Genomic DNA, 18,238 nt, shown 5'->3' on the forward strand with positions numbered 1-18,238 from the left:
TTCGGAAGTTTTGAGACTTCCGGCTCAAAACTGAGTCATGGAACTTCGCAGAAGGTCGCTGACGACCGTCATCACTTAAGAAAAGTCTCAAAAGAAAACTTTGTCTTCAAAAAAAAAGCCCCAGCAAAGCTGAGACTCTATTTCGTGATTAGATAGCTTCTGTTGTAAAGCTACGGCTTTCAAGCACACGCACCATAGCATCTGCTGTGTCAAGCGCTGTGAAGAGTGGAATTCCAGCTTCAATAGCTGAGCTACGGATAGCTGCTCCGTCTTCGTCATAAGTACGTTTGTTACCAACCGTATTGATAATAGCTTGCGCTTTACCTGTACGAACGAGGGCTGGAATGTCGTTATCGTCATTTTCACCCAATTTGTTAACAAGCGTTGCGTGAACCCCGTGTTCATTCAAGAACTTGGCTGTTCCTTCAGTGGCGTAGATACCATAACCGATAGCGTCGAAACGACGAGCCAAGTCAAGGGCTTCTTCTTTAGTATCATCATGAATAGTAAAGATAACATTACCAAAGGTTGGCAAGTGGAGGTAAGATGCTTCAAAGGCTTTGTAGAGCGCTTTTTCAAGAGTCGCATCTGTACCCATAACTTCACCAGTTGATTTCATTTCAGGTCCAAGGAGGCTATCTACCTTAGCCAATTTTGTGAATGAGAAGACTGGTGCTTTGACATGGACATGGTTGCTTTCTGGGTAAAGACCATCTTTGTAACCTTGCTCAGCCAATGATTTACCAAGAATCAAGTTTGTAGCAACTTGAGCCATTGGGATATCAGTCACCTTAGACAAGAATGGTACGGTACGACTGGCACGTGGGTTAACCTCGATAACATAGACTGTTTCATCCTTAATAACGAACTGGATGTTCATCATACCGATACAGTTAAGACCAATAGCCAAGCGTTTAGTGTAGTCAGCGATAGTCTCTTGGATTTTCTTAGAAAGGGTTTGTGGTGGGTAAACTGCCATTGAGTCCCCTGAGTGAACCCCTGCACGCTCGATGTGTTCCATAATACCTGGAATCAAGACATCCTTACCATCAGAGATGGCATCCACTTCACACTCACGTCCGATGATATAGCTATCAACAAGGACTGGGTGGTCTGGACTTGCCTTAACGGCTGTACGCATGTAAGAACGAAGGTCTTCTTCATTTTCAACAATTTCCATGGCACGTCCACCCAAAACGTATGATGGACGAACAAGAACTGGGAAGCCAATCTTACGAGCTGCTTCAACCGCTTCTTCTTCGTTTGTCGCTGTTTGTCCTGGTGGTTGTGGAATGTCCAAATCTTTAAGGGCTTGTTCAAAGAGGTCACGGTCTTCGGCACGGTCAAGGTCAGCAACCTGTGTACCCAAGATTTTCACACCAGCTTTAGACAATGGCTCTGCCAAGTTGATGGCTGTCTGTCCACCAAACTGAACCACGACACCCTTAGGTTGTTCCAATTCGATAACGTTCATCACGTCTTCAAAAGTCAATGGTTCAAAGTAAAGTTTATCTGAAACTGAGAAGTCTGTTGAAACTGTCTCAGGGTTAGAGTTCATGATGATAGCTTCGTAACCTGCAGCCTGGATAGCTTTTACAGAGTGAACTGTCGCATAGTCGAACTCAACCCCTTGTCCGATACGGATAGGACCTGAACCAAGAACGATGACAGATTCTTTATCAGATTTGATTGATTCATTTTCCCACTCGTAAGTTGAGTAGAAATATGGTGTTGATGACTCGAACTCAGCCGCACAGGTATCGACCATCTTGTAGACAGGAACAATGTTATTTTCCAAACGTGTCGTACGAACTTGGTCGGCTGTTTGATTCCAAAGATCAGCAATCTTACGGTCAGAGAAACCGTTACGTTTAGCTTCTTTCAAAACTTCAACATCGCCTACGTGAGTAGCCAGTTCTTGTTCCAATTCAAAGATATGGAGCAATTTGTCAAGGAAGAAGATATCAATCTTAGTCAACTCTGACAATTCTTCAATAGTATATCCACGACGGATGGCTTCAGAGAGGTAGAAGAGACGGTCGTCTTGAGCTTTGACAATCTTTTCAACCAAGGCGTCGTCTGTGACGTCCGCAAGCTCAGGCATTTCATTGTGGTAAACACCAATTTCAAGTGAACGGCAGGCTTTAAGAAGTGACTCTTCGATGTTACGACCGATAGCCATAACTTCACCAGTTGCTTTCATTTGAGTACCAAGACGACGTTCCCCGTGTTCAAATTTATCAAATGGGAAACGCGGAATCTTAGCAACCACATAGTCAAGAGCTGGTTCAAACATGGCATAAGTTGTACCAGTGACTGGGTTAATCATTTCATCAAGTGTCAAACCAACAGCAATCTTGGCTGCCAATTTGGCGATTGGGTAACCAGTTGCTTTTGAGGCAAGGGCTGATGAACGAGACACACGTGGGTTCACTTCGATAACATAGTACTTGAAGCTATTAGGGTCAAGAGCCAACTGTACGTTACAACCACCCTCAATTTTAAGGGCACGAATAATCTTCAAGCTGGCATCACGAAGCATTTGGTTTTCAATATCTGACAAGGTTTGCGTTGGAGCAAATACAATTGAGTCCCCTGTGTGGATACCAACTGGGTCAAAGTTTTCCATGTTACATACCACAAGAGCATTGTCTGCGGCATCACGCATAACTTCGTATTCGATTTCTTTGAAACCAGCGATAGAACGTTCAATCAAACATTGGGTTACTGGTGACAATTTCAATCCATTTTCAGCGATTTCACGAAGTTCTTCTTCATTGGCACACATACCTCCACCAGTACCACCAAGGGTAAAGGCTGGACGAACGATAACTGGGTAGCCAATCTCTGACGCAAAGGCAACTGCTTCTTCAACCGTATTTACAATCTCTGATTCTGGAATTGGTTGTTCCAAATCTTCCATCAATTGTTTGAAGAGGTCACGGTCTTCGGCTTGGTCAATGGCAGACAATTTTGTTCCCAAAAGCTCTACTCCAAGCTCATCAAGAATGCCAGCTTTTGACAATTCCATTGCCATATTCAAACCAGTCTGTCCACCAAGAGTTGGCAAGAGAGCATCCGGACGCTCTTTACGAAGAATACGTGTGACAAACTCAAGCGTAATTGGTTCAATGTAAACCTTGTCTGCGATTTCTTTATCAGTCATGATAGTCGCAGGGTTAGAGTTAACAAGAACAACACTGTAGCCTTCTTCTTTCAAGGCCAAGCAGGCTTGCGTACCAGCGTAGTCGAACTCAGCAGCCTGACCAATGATGATAGGACCAGACCCGATAACCATAATTTTTTTAATATCAGAACGTTTAGGCATAATTTATGATACAAAGCCCGTTAAGGACCCAGTGAAAATAGGAAACGTGACGACGACGCCTAAGCATCTAGTCACCGTTTATCTTTTTCACACAGTCCTTAGGGCGTGTTCACTTCCGTGAACCTGTATCTTCTCCTTTCTATTTGACAACTCTCTGGTTGTCATTAAATAAGGTAGTAGACTGGGGCGAACAAGAGTCACACCCCACTATAGTCACTAGACAGTTGCAATTAACGACGTGCTTTTTCAGCTTGGAAAGCATCAATCAATTCCAAGAACTCATCGAAGAGATAGCTCGCATCGTGTGGACCAGGTGCTGCATCTGGGTGGAATTGCACTGAGAATGCAGGGAAGTCACGGTGACGAACACCTTCAACTGACTTATCGTTAATTTCTTCGTGTGTTACCATGAGGCAATCTGGAAGTGTCTCACGGTCAATGGCATAACCATGGTTTTGGCTGGTGAAGTCAACACGACCAGTCGCAATTTCACGAACCGCATGGTTAAATCCACGGTGACCAAACTTCATCTTGTAGGCCTTGGCACCATTCGCCAAACTAAACAACTGATGACCCATACAGATACCAAAAATTGGAATTTTGCCTTGAATGCCACGAATCATATCAAGTGCATACGGTACATCTTCAGGGTTACCTGGACCATTTGACAACATCACACCATCTGGATTAAGATGGAGAATTTCTTCAGCAGTGATATCATGTGGCACAACAGTCACGTTACAGTCACGTTTTGAAAACTCACGCAAGATAGAGTGCTTGAGACCAAAGTCAACCAAAACGATATTTTTACCAACACCTGGTGCTGGGTAGGCTGTCTTAGTTGATACCTGCTCAATATTGTTGGTTGGCAAAACAGTCGCACGCAATTGATCTTGCAAGTGCTCGATACTGTCACCAGGATTAGCCAAAGTCGCTTTCATGGTACCGTGTTGACGGATAATCTTAGTCAAGGCACGTGTATCAATACCAGAGATACCAGGGATGTTTTTTGCTTTCAAAAACTCATCCAAGGTCATTTGGTTACGCCAGTTGCTGGCACGACGGCTAGCCTCTGACACAACAACACCCTTGGTCGTTGGCTTAATTGACTCATAGTCGTCACGGTTAACACCGTAGTTACCAACAAGTGGATAAGTAAAAGTCAAAATTTGACCATTGTAAGACTGGTCTGTGATAGATTCTTGATAACCTGTCATACCAGTATTAAAGACGATTTCACCCGTCACATCCACATCAGCACCGAAGGCCTGACCTTCAAAAATAGTGCCGTCTTCCAAAATAAGTAAACGTTTTGCCATTATAGTAAATTGTTCCTTTCACTAAGATACAAAGGGCGTTAAACATCTGAATGAAAATCAAACCTAACAAAGAAGCTCTAGCCTCTAGGAAGATTTGTCTCTTTTCAAAGATTTAGCCCATGTTCTTTTTCGTCTGATTCTCTCAGGAATCGGTTAACGTAGTTTACGCTTTGCCATTTAAAATAGCTTCAATAATTGCCATACGGACAAAGACCCCGTTTTGCATCTGAGCAACGATACGAGCCTTAGGCGCCTCAACCAGACTATCAGCAATCTCCACATCACGATTAACCGGAGCAGGATGCATGATAATCGCCTGATCAGCTAACTTGGCATAACGTTCTTCAGTCAAACCATAGAGAGCATGGTAGTCTTCTTTTGAAAATCCTTTATCGTCCCCATGACGTTCGTGCTGAACACGAAGCAACATGAGCACATCCAAGTCCTCAATGACGTCGTCAATAGCCACATGCTGACCATAGACATCGAACGCATTCGAGTACCACTCTGCAGGACCAGCAAAATAAAGCTGAGCACCCAAACGCTTGAGAATCTGCATATTGGACTTAGCGACACGCGAATGCGTAATGTCACCTGCAATACAAATCTTAAGATTTTCAAAGGTTCCGAACTCTTCGTAAATGGTCATCAAGTCAAGCAAACACTGACTTGGGTGTTGCCCTGAACCATCACCACCATTGACAATAGAGGTCTGAATAGTCCTACTATCAATCAACTGCTTGTAGTAATCGACTTCCGAGTGGCGAACCACACAGATGTCAACGCCCAAGGCAGACATGGTCAAAATGGTATCATAGAGGGTCTCACCCTTATTTACCGAGCTAGTTCCAGCATCGAACTCAATCACATCCAAGCCAAGTTTTTTCTCAGCCACTTCGAAGGACTTGTGTGTTCGTGTTGAATTTTCAAAAAAGAGATTGGCAGCGAAATACTGTCGATCCAGCTGGAAATCAGCTCTGCCATTTTTAAAATCTCCACCTCGACGAATCAGGCCCAAGACCTCTTCATTCGTGAGGGTTTCCATGGTCACCAAATGCTTCAGTGACACTTTTCCATCTGCAATCGCCATAGTTTTTCCTTTTAAATTGATTGACTAATCTTTGCTACCTTTTTTAGGATCTGGCAAAATTTGATAAAGCAAGATACCAAGAATGGTTGAGCTTGCCACACCCGTGATTTGAAGACCACCAAGGTCAATCATCAAACCACCGATACCAGATACCAAGATAACACTAGCAATCAAGAGATTCTTTTTATTATCAAAATCAATCTTATGTTCAACTAAAATTTTCAAACCGCTAGCAGCGATAACCCCAAAGAGGGCAATAGATAATCCCCCTAATACAGGAGTTGGAATAGAATGCAAGAGTGCTGATAACTTACCAATAAAGCTCATCAAGACCGCAATCACTGCTGCGCCCGCAATAACGTAAACTGAGTAGACCTTACTGAGGGCCATAACCCCAATATTTTCACCATAAGAAGTTACCGGAGGAGCTCCAAAGAAGCCAGCGATAATCTGTGCCAAACCATCACCAGTAAGGGTACGGTCAAGACCTGGATCTTTAAAGTAATCACGCTCAGTCAAACTGTTTAGAACCATGACGTGACCAAAGTGTTCAGTCATCGTCACAAAGGCAATCGGAGCCATGGTCAAAATCGCACTTGGATAGAGCTTGAAGCTATAATCCACAAATGGAATGTCAAAGTTTGGAACCTGAATCCAATGTGCCGCTGCTACCTCTGAGAAATTGATAAAGCTATGTCCTGTCAGCAAACCAAGAACCGCTGAGAAAATATAGCCCACAATTAAACCAAGTAAAATTGGGATAACACCGATAATCTTCTTGCCATACATGTTAAAGAGGATAACCGCAAAGAGGGTCACCATCGAAATCAAGAGAGCATAGATACTATAGCTTTTATTTAAAGTTGTTGCATCATTGACTGCATTAGCCGCAAGGTTCAAACCAATCACCATGATAATAGGGCCAACCACAATTGGTGGAAGGACCTTATCAATCCAGTCTTTACCCGCATACTTAACAATCAGAGCCACAAGCAAGTAAACCAAACCACCTGCCATGGCACCTTGAGCCACTGCCGCAATGCCATCAGTCTTCATAAGTGTCTGCATAGCCGCAATATAGGCAAAACTAGAGCCCATGTAAGCTGGAATTTTGTACTTGGTCACCGTCAAGTGAGCTAAAGTTCCCAAACCAGATGAGAAAAGAGCAATAGCGGGATCAATCCCAACCAAAATCGGCACAAGCACCGTCGCACCAAACATGGCAAACAAGTGCTGGAATGACAAACCAACCAATAAACCAGGTTTTGGCATATCATTCACATCATATTTTACGTTATTCACGATATCAAAGGACTCCTTAAAATAAGATACTAAGGGCGTATAAAGAGCAAAGTAAAATTAGGAAATCTGACGCCGAAGCTTTAGCTTCTAGGAAGATTTATCTATTTTACACAGCTCTTAGCCCGTGTTCAGTTAAATAAGATACAAAGGGACGTTTTGGCTAAGCCAAACATTTCTGTAGAAAAATAGGAAGTCGACAAGGCACTCCAAAGAGTGCTAGGAGACTTATCTTTTTCCTAAGAAATGAGTCCCGTGTTCAATTAATAAGATACAAAGCCCGTCTATAGCCTAAAGCAAAAATAGGAAATACGATGACGGAGCACCAGCTCCTAAGAGTATTTATCTTTTTTTGCACAAGGCTTAGGGCGTGTTCAATTAACAAGATACAAAGGGCGTATAAAGAGCAAAGTAAAATTAGGAAATCTGACGCCGAAGCTTTAGCTTCTAGGAAGATTTATCTATTTTACACAGCTCTTAGCCCGTGTTCAATTAACAAGATACAAAGGGCGTTTCACCCTATCTGTCAGCCAACTTAGCTTGGATCAATAATGTTGACGCTATCTTTGCCATCAACTTCTGTCACCAAAACTTCGATTTCTTCTGACTCACTTGTTGGGATATTTTTACCAACATAGTCCGCACGGATTGGCAATTCACGGTGACCACGGTCAACCAAGACAGCCAAACCAACACGCGCCGGACGCCCATGGCTAACGATATTGTCAATAGCTGCACGGATAGTACGACCTGTGTAAAGCACATCATCCACAAGGATAACATCCGTTCCATCAATTTCAATAGGGAAAACAGATGTGTCTTGTTCAGCCTTAACATCATCACGGAAAGCCTTAGTATCAAGCTCAATCAATGGCACATCAAGGTTTTCCAACTGTTTCAAGCGCTCTTGGATACGCTGAGCAATATAAACACCACGTGTCTTAATACCAGCCAAGACAATCTTGTCGAGATTTTTGTTACGCTCAATAATCTCATAAGTGATACGTGTAATGGCACGTTTCATGGTTACGTCATCGACGATCTCTTTTTTCTTCATAAAAAGAACCTTTCTAAATACAAAAAAATCCCCTCGAAAACAAGGAGATACACAAAAATATGAGTACAGTTCACCCGTACACTTCTCATGGCTCCTTGCCTGCCTCTCTGGACAGTGATTAAAGGACTTATTTAATTAGGTAAATTATAGCAAATTTCAGACTCTTTTACAAGAAAAAAACGGACGCCTCTCCCAAGAAAGACTATCCGTTTAATAACTGTTAAGCTTCTCTCAACTTCTCCAAGGTTTCCTTGAAAATAGCAGGTTCTTCCGCTGTAAATTCGACCAATTCTCCAGTCGTAGGATGCGTGAAACCAAGGGTCTTGGCATGTAGAAATTGGCCATGGCCCTTGAGTGTCTTACGTGGCCCATAAAGAGGATCTCCCGCCACCGGGTGACCGATATAAGCCATGTGCACACGAATCTGGTGCGTGCGACCTGTTTCCAGTTGCAACTCTACCAACGTATAGTTGCCAAAACGTTCAAGAACGGTAAATCGTGTAACTGCAGGTTTTCCTTTAGCTGTAACCGCCTGCTTCTTGCGGTCCTTGTCTGAGCGCCCAATCGGAGCCTCAATCACGCCTCGATCGTTAGGCAGATTGCCATGCACGATAGCCACATACTTACGAAGGGACTTCTTATCCTTAAGCTCCGCCGCCAAAGCATTGTGAGCCTTATCATTCTTAGCAATCATAAGAAGACCAGACGTGTCCTTGTCGATACGGTGGACAATTCCTGGACGAACCACACCATTGATAGACGAGAGGTCCTTGACATGATACATCAGGGCATTGACCAAGGTACCAGACGTGTGACCAGCTGAGGGATGGACCACCATTCCTTGAGGTTTGTTGACCACTGCCACATCCGCATCTTCGTAGATAATATCCAAAGGAATATCTTCAGCCTTGTATTCCAAGACCTCTTCTTCTGGTAATTCATAGGTGATGACATCACCCTCTTTAACCGCATACTTGGCCTTTGCCGACTTACCATTAACCAAGACTGTCCCAGCCTTGATTGCTTCATTGGCCTGACTACGTGACAATTCTGTCAAATCTGCCAAAGCCTTGTCCAGACGGTTTCCCGCCTCTTTAATGATGACTTCCATTTTCCTCTTTCCATAAGATTAAAATCAAGAGCAACACGCCCACTGTTAGATAGGAGTCTGCCACGTTAAATATCGCAAAATCAATAAAATCAAGCTGAACCATATCAACCACGTAACCCAAGTGCAGACGGTCAATAAAGTTACCAATACCACCTGAGATAATCAACACCAAAGATAGCACCAGCCAAAGACTCTTCTGATAATTCTTAACCAGATAAACCAGAGCCGCACCAATCACTAGAACCGTCAAAATCACAAAGAAATATTTCTGATCCTGTAAAATCGAAAAGGCAGCACCACGGTTCTGTAGATAGGTTAAGCTGAAAAGTCCGGGAATAGCCTTGATAACTTGGTTAAGGGCAATATTTGCCACAACCCAATGCTTGACCCACTGATCCAAACCAATCAGAGCTAGAATAGCCAAAGGAATCGCAACCTTACGCATAAATCCTCCTATGGTTTGTATGTATCAAAGTAGTCAAACATAACATTGACAAACTTGAGAGCACAAGACGACAAGTTAATCCCCTTACGACGGACATAAACCATCTTGTTATCCAAATTATCCTCAAGCGGAATCACCGTAATCCCATTCACACTTTGTGCATCCAAGAAGCCAGACCCCGTCGCATAAGCATCCGTACGTTCCAAGATACCGTTCAAAGTCGCACGGTCTGTCACGTTAAACATAAGAGACGAATCTGACGTATCCACAAAGTTCTCAGAATAGTAAAGGTACTCGTCCTTCTCCTGAGTGAAACGCACCGTAGGCAAGGCCGCCAAGTCCTCCATGACAAGACTTTCTTTTTTAGCCAGAGGATGGCCCTTACGGAGATAAATATGCGTTTTAAACGGAATCAAATCAATAGCCTCAAGCCCAAGCTTGTCCATATTTTGATGGATTCCCTTGCTATTTTGACGATTCAAATAGATAATCCCAATCTCACTGTGCCCCTTGGCTACCTCATCCAAAATCTGAATAGTCGTAGACTCAAAGATACGGAAATCCTTATAATCAGGATAGCGCTCTGAAAAAGTCGTAATCAAAGGTGGCAAAAAGTCATAGTGCTGACTGGCAATTGAAAACTGATTGCCCTTTTCAGAAGCATTGAGATAGCGATTTTCAAAACTATCAAAACTGCGTACCACCTCAAGCGCACGCTCATAAAAGGTCATACCCTGACTGGTCAAGACAGCCCCCGTCGTTGTACGGGTGAAAATTTGAAAATTCAACTCCTGCTCCAAATCCTTGATAGCCACTGATAGGCTAGGCTGGCTCACAAAGAGCTTGCTGGCTGCCTCACGGAAGGTTCCGCTGTTGGCAATGGCTACGACATAACGTAGTTGTTGTATGTTCATCTGTGACACTTCTTTCTTGAAAAATCAATCAATTTTATTATACCAGATTTTATCCTCTTTTGTTGATACTAAAAAGCCCAGGCAACCCTGAGCTTGAATGACTAACAAAGTAGTCTTATTCATCTGATTTATCTGTCAAGAAGTACTCGTTTTCACGTTTGTCATAGTCGAAGGTCAAACGAACAGTATCTACCTTACCATTTTCTGGATTATAATCACGGTAGCTAAGACTCACTGACTGAGTGAGATCGCCCTGTTCGGTTTGTCTCATTTCATGATAAGTGAAGCTAGCCTCTGGGTGTTTTTCAACTACCTCAGAAAGTCGTGTCCCCTTAAGCAAATCAGCTTGTGTACCTACAGACAACTTTTCATAGTCATCTTTTGTCCAGTTGCTATGATAGTCATCGACTTCTTTGACCTTATCATAGTCGAAGGTTGCTGAGGCAGATTTCAAAACATAGACACCGTCTTTTTGCTCAAAAGTCAAACGCACATAGTTGTTTCCATCTGTGTTTTCTTTTCTATAGGTGAGGTCTAGCAAATCTGGTTTATCTTCCTCGTAAGCGTCACTATACTCGGCATCAGTCGCCTTACCGTGAGCATCCAAGACCTCGTCCAATGTCAAAGTACCAACCTTCAACTCCTTAAACTGATCCTCAGTCCAGTCAAACTTATAATTCTCATCGATGTACAGATAAGCTCTATCGTGACCGTCACTTTGGAACTGTTCAGCATGGTTCATGACATATTTCACCGCTTGATAACCTGCTCCAGCAAGCGAAGTCATGAAGAAGATAATTGACATGACTAAGGCAATAATAGATAGTGCCTTGCGTGTCGATTTCAGACTCAAAACCAAAGTCACAATCGCCAAAATGATAAGGAAGAAAGCAAGGAAGGTAAAGACAAAACCGATAGGAAGTGTCCAAGACAAAATGACAAATAGAATCCCCAAAACTAGAATAATGATTGGCAAAGCAATATTAACAAAAGCATTGTTCTTGGTTACTTTTGGCTTGTAATAAGGGTTTTCCAAAGGTATCTGACTTGCCTTTGGAGCCTCTTTTTCTTGTTCTTTCTCCAGATTCAACTCAGGCATTTGCTTAAAAGCTTCCTCCTCTAATGCCACCTGAGCCTCGTCTGGTTGCGTATCTACTACTGAGTCAGCTGTCACCTCTTCAGTAGTTTCAGAGCTATCCACCTGCTGAGTTTCAACCTGCTCAGATACTTGGGCACTTGGTTCCTCAGAAGCAATGACAAAGCCCTCTTTCTTAGCCTCCATAAACTCCTCAGGACTTGGTTTACGACCATTGACGTCCTCAAAGTGACGCACCCATTCTTCTCTAGTTGCCATAGCTGACTCCTTTATCTCTTTTTCTTTATTTTATCATACTTTAATCTGGTCTTATGAAAATAAGGTCGAATATAAGAGAGAATTTTTTGAGACTGCCTGATGTGCTTTAGTGTCAAGCCATCTCATGAAAATGGATGAAAGTCGAAAAAAACTGCACCCTAAAGTTTGATTTTCTATGTCACACTTTTGGGGCAGTTCACATTATGGTTTATTTATTACTCATCAGACAACATCAATTCATCTATCTTTTCTCTATCTTCAGCAATACCCTTATATGACTCAATTGTATTACTTAGGAATTCCATACTTACTTCGTGATTTCCTTCGTATAAATATATTTGTGCACCTAATGTTTCAAGACTTTCTAGGAGGGTCCTCATTTTTATTAATTCCTCTAAATCTAGAAAATTACATTCTAATAAAACTTCTCCCTTTTGAATCCTATTTTTTATTTCACCAATTGGTAGACTAATAAAGCTTCTTACCAATTTACAAGCTTCAAAAATATTATTTGACATTTTTACTTTTGAGTAGATTACTGACATAACTCCATCCTTTATAAATCTTGCACATATATACAGTTTATTATTAGTAAGAGTAGTTTTTTATATTTATATGTATAGCTAAGTATCTAATCCTTTTTGATTTCCAAACTAAGCTTATAAAAACTATAAAGGCTATAAGATATTGCAATAATTCCCAAGAAAACAAAGTATACATTATCCTTTAAACTCTTCATATAAATGCCGATTATTACAAAGAGAAAGGTATTAATCAAAATGACTAATCTTTTATTTTCTATCTTGCCTATTTTAACTACCAATAGTCTAATAATAAGTATCGATGGAGAGAATAAAACGGCAATTATTGTAAGTAAAATATTTTTTCTGCTAATTAAATTAGCTTTAATGCCTTTTTGAGATTCTTTTTCAATATTCATCTCTTTAAATAATAAATCCAGTGAAACATTATCAGGTTCACTTTTTCCTAATTCCCATTTAGAAATGGTCTGACGAGTAACAAATACTTTATCTGCAAGTTCTTGCTGAGTCATACCTGTTTTAGTTCTATATTCTTTAATCAACGTAGCAATGTCCATTTTAATACCCCTGGCTTATTTTTATTCTTTTATAAAAGGTTCTGCTAGCAAAATTACTATTAATAGTATATAGAGAGGATGTTTATGAATAAAGTAAGCGGCAATAAGTAATAGAAACAGTAAAATTCTCGTAACCCACGGATATTCGTTTGATAAATTAACCAATAAATTAACTAAAGGTCTCAGTATCAGTCCCATTAATCCAAAAATAAGCACCCATATAAAATTAGCTTTGTTTTTCTTAATAAATTGTAACATTAAGAATACCTCCTCAAATTTGTTACTTTAAATTTATCAAGACCCATGAGTAAAAGCACGCAACGAATAGTAAAATATGCGCAACTCCTTTAAAAACTAGGGTGCAACGCCCCATTTCATTATGCAACGAGGAGAATATTACCTCTTAAAAGTGCGAAATGGCAGTACATTAGAATCTAAAGACAGTGGTGTGATAATAGAGAAGAAATAAATAACAATTGAAGTGATAAACAAGCCAATAAATCGTTTCCAGCTTCCTTTTTGATTGAGCTTTTCTACGGTCTCCTTAGTGACAAGAGACTGACTTTGCTCGAATGTATAATTTAAAAATCTCAATAGTTTTCTCCTTTTATCAAGAAAAAACAGGAAGGTCTCCCCTCCTGTTCCTTAATTAATCCTCGCCATCTGGACCTGATTTATAAGTAAGGTAGAACGTATCGTCATCTTCTTTGGTATCAAATGACAAGTAAACACTCTTGAGTTTACCATCTCCAGCCTCATAGTCACTATAAGAAATACTCATTTCTTTTTTGAATTCACCTTGACGAGATGTTGAGATTGTGTATTCTGCACTTGAAGCTTTAGGGTGATCCTTAACGATATCTTCAAGTTTCGTACCGTTTGATGGATCAGTGTAATCACCCTTATTGAGAGCATCAAACTGTTCTTTTGTCCAGTCAGCTTTGTAAGAGCGATCAACTTCTACCTTATCTTGAGGGAATCTACCTGAAGCATATGACAAGATAAATGTACCGTCATATTGTTTCTTAAAGTTTAGGTAAACACTTTCACCATAGTCTTTACCAGAGTAATTCAACTTCATCTCATCACCAGAGATTTGTGCATCAGAAGCCTTACCATAAGTCTTGATGATAGACTTAACGGTATCCTTACCTGCTTTCAACTTCTTGAACTTAGATTCATTCCAATCAAATTTAGCATTTTTGTCAATGTAATCGTTGACGTCAGTGCTATCACCTTTTGAATCAGATTTAGAATCAGATTTAGAGTCAGATTTTGAATCGCTGTCATCATCTTTTTTGTCAGCGTCATCATCGTCTTTATCAGCAACTTTTGATGTCTTGCTTGAGCTTGTGTTGTCACTAGAGTTTTGAGAGATTTGGAAAATCAAACCACCAATAGAAACAAAGAGCATGAGACCAGCAACACCTGTTGCGATGATTGAAAGCAATTTCTTGCTTGATTTAAGGCTAAAGACAAGTGAAACAACTGCCACTGCAACTGCGAGAACTGTCAAGATGATGAAGAGCCAAGCAGGACCTACAAACCATGCCAAGATTGCAAAGATTACTGAAAGTGCAATCGCAACGATTGGCAAGATAAGATTGAAGAGAGGTTTATCTGCTGAGCCAGCTGCTGCTGGATTAGGAACTGTTCCAAATCCTTGAGCTGAAGAGATAGGTGCCTTTTCAAACATGCTTGAATCAAATTGTGGGGTTGGTTGTTGCACAGGTGCTTCTGAGAAAGCTTCTGCACCAACTGGTGATTCACTGCTTGCTTGTTCTGCGACAGCATCTTCAGCTGTTTCAGCCACATCTGCGATGTCATCTTGTTCTGTGACTTTTTCAGTAGCAACTGGTTCTGTCTCTACTTCTTCAGCGACAGGTTCATTAGCTGGTGCTTCTACAGATGCTGCTTGAGCAGCCAAAGCACTTGTATCAAAGTCAGCTGCTTTAGCATCCAAAAATTCTTGGGGGCTAGGCTTACGCCCATGTACCAACTCAAAGAGTTCAGCCCATTCTGCTTTAGTTGACATAAAAATCTCCTTTTATCAAGAAATCTAAACAAGAGATCCCTTCGACTTGGCGAAGTTTTCTATAGTCAGGATCTAGACACCTCTCTCTGATAAGAGCAAGTAGCATATGTCCCTTAAAAAGTCCGACCTCACTTTATAACTTGAGGCAACCTTTCCCTATATCTAGTCCCGTGTTCATTTTCTTGTTGATAGTTCCATTCTACCATATTTAAAGACCTCTGTTAACCGTTTCCCAAAAGGTTTTTTTCTGCTACAATAGTAGGTATAATGCACCAAAGGAGTTATATATGAAAAACATTAAAAAGTACATTCCATTAATTATTGTACTTGTTATCGCAGGCCTAGGTTTTGCCTTTCGTGAGAACATCTCACGCGCCGTTCGTGGAGATGCCTATGTTGATAACAAGATATTCACTAAACAATTAGAAAAGGCTCAAAAATCTGGAAAAGATGCCTTTCCACAGTTGTCAGACAAGGTTGGCAAGGACGAAGCTGAGGTTATCCTCCACACTTCAAAGGGTGATATCACAGTCAAACTCTTCCCTACACTTGCTCCTAAGGCTTCTGAAAACTTCTTGAAGCATGCCAAGGACAAATACTATGATGGGCTCACCTTCCACCGTGTAATCAAGGACTTCATGATTCAAAGTGGTGACCCTAAGGGTGACGGTACTGGCGGAGAATCTATCTGGAAGAAAGGTTTCGCTGTTGAGCCTACACCATTCCTATACAACATCCGTGGCGCACTTGCTATGGCTAATACTGGTGCTAAAGAGTCAAACGGCAGCCAATTCTACATTGTTCAAAACAAGGATGATCAAAGCAAACAGCTAGGAAATGCTGGCTATCCAAAACCTATCATTGACGCCTACAAAAAAGGTGGTTACCCAGCTGGCGATACTAAATATACCGTCTTTGGTCAAGTCATCAAAGGCATGGATGTCGTTGATACCATTGGCAATCTTGAAGTCGATGACAACAGCAAACCAAAAGAAAATGTAACGGTCAATTCTGTTGAAGTCGTTAAAGACTACAAATTCAAATAAGCAAAAATCCGAGAAGCTGATTCTCGGATTTCTTTTTTATTTAACAGCGGTGAGGAGATAATCACCAGTGTTAACACGAGCTTCTTTAGTTGTTAAGACATCATCAAAGTCAGCTGTATTGGTTACAATGACTGGTGTGATAACTGGTAATTTAGCGTCTCGGATAGTTGCTAGGTCAAATTCTATAAGTTTTTGACCCGCTTCTACGACATCCCCTGCTTCCACATAGGTCTTGAACCCTTTTCCAGCAAGAGAAACAGTGTCCATACCAATATGGATGAGAAGCTCTGCACCATTTTCAGTTGTCAAACCAATAGCATGGCCGGTAGGGAAGACTAAATTAACCGTTGCCTTAGTTGGTGCAACAACAATACCATCGGTAGGATCAATAGCGATACCTTTACCCATAGCTCCTGAAGCAAAGACTTGGTCAGGAACTTGGTCAAGTGGTACAACATTCCCAATAAGTGGGCTAGCGATGATTTCTTGTTGAATTTCTTTAGGAGCAAGTGCAGCTTCCTCAGCTTTTTCTTCAACCTTAGCTGCTCCACCACCGTATAAATTTGGTACTCGTACAAAGAGTTGGATAAGGAAGGCAAGAACACCACCCACAATGGCAATGATAATGGCAAAGATAACTTTAGAAAGATTACCGTCAGGCCCAATAAGGCTTGGGAAGACAAAGACACCCAGACCACCTATTGAATACATCTTAATATCTAGGGCCATCATGGCAGCCCCCATAAGTCCTGAAACACCACATGATATGTAGAATGGTGTTTTCATTGGCAGTGTCACACCATAGATAGCCGGTTCTGTAACCCCAAAAATAGATGAAACAAATGCTGGCATAGAGATGGTACGTACTTTTTCTTCTTTTGTCTTAAGCATGATAGCTCCCAATACACCTGTTTGCGTGAAACATGGGAAAAGTGCTGCTGAAAGAATACTTGAACTTCCGTTTGTTGCCACATCTAAGATTGCAAGAGGAACAAGTGCCCAGTGCATTCCGAACATAACCAAGACTTGCCACAAAATACCAAGTATAAAACCAAAGACAATCGGATTAAAGTTCATGATTGCTTGGAAAAGGCTTGTCAATCCATTAGAGAAAGTATTGGCAACTGGTCCTACCACCAAGAATGTTAATGGGACAGTAATGAGTAATGTAAAGAAAGGCACTACGAAGACTTTAATGACATCTGGAGTAATCTTAGTAAAGAATTTTTGAATGTATGAAGCCACCCAAATTGCCAAGATAGAAGGCATTACTGTTGAGAGGTAACCTCCTGCAGGAAGTGCAAATGGAATAACTCCTAGAACATGACCTTGACCAGCTTTCTGAAGAGCAGTCACCAGCGTAGCAATATCAGGATAAACAAGTGCCGCTGCAATCGCAATAGCTGTAAACTCATTAACCTTGAAACGACGAGCAGATGTCAAAGCAATTAAGATTGGCAAGAACTGGAAGAAACCATCTCCTGCTGCATTCAAGATGACATACATAGGACTCGTTGCGGCTGACAAGCCACAAGCTGCCATGATAGCAACTATCCCTTTGATAATCCCTGCCGCAGCCAAAGGTCCAAGGAAAGGTTGGAAAATACTTGAAACCAAAGATACAAAGCGGTCAAAAAGATTCCCTTTAGGCGCATCACCTTCATCAATATCAAGACTACCACCTGCTGGAAGACCGCCAACTTGGAGAACCTCCGCATAAACATCAGGGACATGGTTACCGATAACCACCTGATATTGACCACCTGCCTTAACAACAGTAACAACACCATCACGGTTCTTAAGGTAGTCATCATCTGCTTTAGACTCATCTTTCAAATCAAAGCGCAAACGTGTCACACAATGTTTTAAGCTATTGACATTTTGCTTACCACCAACGTGTTTGAGAATGTCTTCAGCTAATTCAGTATATATAGCCATAAGGGCTCCTTTCTTTTCTAGGATTTTAGTTCTTTCGAGGCTTTTTCAACGAAAAAAACCTAAATAAATACCAAGAACCAATTAGGGTGAGTATACACTACTCCCATTAGTTTTTCGTATTTATCTAGGTTTTGCCTGCTGACCAGTAACAATCCTTTTGCTATGGTTATATAATATCAGAGTTCAAATATTTTTGCAAGCCC

15 protein-coding genes are annotated in these 18,238 nt (G+C 41.3%); 1 reads left to right on the forward strand and 14 read right to left on the reverse strand.

The window, feature by feature from the left end; translation table 11 throughout:
* Nucleotides 1-148 precede the first annotated feature (148 nt).
* The 13 genes from carB to H7T93_RS02020 all read right to left on the reverse strand — a co-directional run bounded on the left by carB (nucleotide 149) and on the right by H7T93_RS02020 (nucleotide 15,051).
* The gene (gene carB, locus H7T93_RS01960; RefSeq protein WP_201041611.1) at nucleotides 149-3,328 is read right to left on the reverse strand and encodes a carbamoyl-phosphate synthase large subunit; all 3,180 of its coding nucleotides are present in this window, start codon (nucleotides 3,326-3,328) and stop codon (nucleotides 149-151) included.
* 230 nt (nucleotides 3,329-3,558) lie between these two features.
* Nucleotides 3,559-4,647 (reverse strand): carbamoyl phosphate synthase small subunit, encoded by a 1,089-nt coding sequence (locus tag H7T93_RS01965; RefSeq protein WP_002890257.1) that lies wholly within the window; start codon nucleotides 4,645-4,647, stop codon nucleotides 3,559-3,561.
* Between the two features lie 163 nt (nucleotides 4,648-4,810).
* Nucleotides 4,811-5,737, reverse strand: coding sequence for an aspartate carbamoyltransferase catalytic subunit (locus tag H7T93_RS01970; protein ID WP_175057447.1), 927 nt, complete (start codon nucleotides 5,735-5,737; stop codon nucleotides 4,811-4,813).
* A 24-nt stretch (nucleotides 5,738-5,761) separates the two neighbouring features.
* Nucleotides 5,762-7,039, reverse strand: a complete 1,278-nt coding sequence (locus H7T93_RS01975; protein ID WP_048676126.1) for a uracil-xanthine permease family protein — start codon at nucleotides 7,037-7,039, stop codon at nucleotides 5,762-5,764.
* A 532-nt stretch (nucleotides 7,040-7,571) separates the two neighbouring features.
* Nucleotides 7,572-8,093 (reverse strand): bifunctional pyr operon transcriptional regulator/uracil phosphoribosyltransferase PyrR, encoded by a 522-nt coding sequence (pyrR, locus tag H7T93_RS01980; protein WP_002890254.1) that lies wholly within the window; start codon nucleotides 8,091-8,093, stop codon nucleotides 7,572-7,574.
* A gap of 220 nt (nucleotides 8,094-8,313) precedes the next feature.
* Nucleotides 8,314-9,204: an RluA family pseudouridine synthase gene (locus tag H7T93_RS01985; RefSeq protein WP_002886027.1), complete on the reverse strand. Its 891-nt coding sequence runs from the start codon at nucleotides 9,202-9,204 to the stop codon at nucleotides 8,314-8,316.
* Entirely contained in the window at nucleotides 9,188-9,649 is a 462-nt protein-coding gene (gene lspA, locus H7T93_RS01990; protein WP_037602007.1) for a signal peptidase II, read from the reverse strand. The genes H7T93_RS01985 and lspA overlap by 17 nt, the downstream gene beginning before the upstream one ends.
* Before the next feature lie 8 nt (nucleotides 9,650-9,657).
* Entirely contained in the window at nucleotides 9,658-10,563 is a 906-nt protein-coding gene (locus tag H7T93_RS01995; RefSeq protein WP_002886225.1) for a LysR family transcriptional regulator, read from the reverse strand.
* A gap of 115 nt (nucleotides 10,564-10,678) precedes the next feature.
* Nucleotides 10,679-11,917 (reverse strand): CD20-like domain-containing protein, encoded by a 1,239-nt coding sequence (locus tag H7T93_RS02000; protein ID WP_195968920.1) that lies wholly within the window; start codon nucleotides 11,915-11,917, stop codon nucleotides 10,679-10,681.
* 215 nt (nucleotides 11,918-12,132) lie between these two features.
* The gene (locus H7T93_RS02005) at nucleotides 12,133-12,462 is read right to left on the reverse strand and encodes a hypothetical protein (RefSeq protein WP_059749096.1); all 330 of its coding nucleotides are present in this window, start codon (nucleotides 12,460-12,462) and stop codon (nucleotides 12,133-12,135) included.
* Between the two features lie 86 nt (nucleotides 12,463-12,548).
* The gene (locus H7T93_RS02010; RefSeq protein WP_037620416.1) at nucleotides 12,549-13,016 is read right to left on the reverse strand and encodes a helix-turn-helix transcriptional regulator; all 468 of its coding nucleotides are present in this window, start codon (nucleotides 13,014-13,016) and stop codon (nucleotides 12,549-12,551) included.
* Nucleotides 13,017-13,037: 21 nt separating this feature from the next.
* Nucleotides 13,038-13,274 (reverse strand): hypothetical protein, encoded by a 237-nt coding sequence (locus H7T93_RS02015; protein ID WP_037620418.1) that lies wholly within the window; start codon nucleotides 13,272-13,274, stop codon nucleotides 13,038-13,040.
* A 391-nt stretch (nucleotides 13,275-13,665) separates the two neighbouring features.
* Nucleotides 13,666-15,051, reverse strand: a complete 1,386-nt coding sequence (locus H7T93_RS02020; RefSeq protein ID WP_059749094.1) for a hypothetical protein — start codon at nucleotides 15,049-15,051, stop codon at nucleotides 13,666-13,668.
* Nucleotides 15,052-15,338: 287 nt separating this feature from the next.
* Here H7T93_RS02020 and H7T93_RS02025 point away from each other — a divergent pair, with 287 nt between their 5' ends.
* Nucleotides 15,339-16,097, forward strand: coding sequence for a peptidylprolyl isomerase (locus tag H7T93_RS02025; RefSeq protein ID WP_021144561.1), 759 nt, complete (start codon nucleotides 15,339-15,341; stop codon nucleotides 16,095-16,097).
* Between the two features lie 36 nt (nucleotides 16,098-16,133).
* Here H7T93_RS02025 and H7T93_RS02030 read toward each other — a convergent pair whose 3' ends face one another.
* Nucleotides 16,134-18,035 carry a beta-glucoside-specific PTS transporter subunit IIABC gene (locus H7T93_RS02030; protein ID WP_021144562.1) on the reverse strand — a complete coding sequence of 634 codons (1,902 nt, stop codon included), beginning with the start codon at nucleotides 18,033-18,035 and terminating at the stop codon, nucleotides 16,134-16,136.
* Nucleotides 18,036-18,238 lie beyond the last annotated feature (203 nt).

The organism is Streptococcus sp. 9.1 (genome assembly GCF_016648815.1).
GTDB lineage: Bacteria > Bacillota > Bacilli > Lactobacillales > Streptococcaceae > Streptococcus > Streptococcus salivarius_E.